The sequence below is a fragment of the Alkalibacterium sp. s-m-28 genome, from assembly GCF_054658175.1.
This window is the reverse complement of the sequence record NZ_BAAGIQ010000418.1, coordinates 1-255: the sequence shown is the minus strand read 5'-3', so window position 1 is coordinate 255 and position 255 is coordinate 1. Positions and strand designations below refer to the sequence as shown.

Sequence of the window (255 nt, the reverse complement as noted above, 5' to 3'; positions counted from 1 at the left end):
CGGTATTTTCACAGTATAATCAAGTAACAAAGCGTAAGAGGAGGTGAAGAATATGTTGAAAGCTTATAAGTATCGGCTCTACCCAAATGAAGAACAAAAAAACTATTTTGCGAACTGTTTTGGTTGTACCCGCTTCATTTATAACCAAATGCTTAGCGACAAGATCGACCACTATAAAGAGACGAAACAAATGCTCAACAATACGCCCGCTCAGTACAAAGAAGAGTTTCCTTTTATGAAAGCGGTTGATAGTCT

General features: G+C 37.6%; 1 protein-coding gene. It reads left to right on the top strand.

What is annotated here, in order from left to right; translation table 11 throughout:
- Positions 1–52: 52 nt before the first annotated feature.
- Positions 53–255 (top strand): helix-turn-helix domain-containing protein (locus tag ACYQ4S_RS12825; protein ID WP_459771569.1); only part of this gene is annotated, 203 nt, incomplete at its 3' end.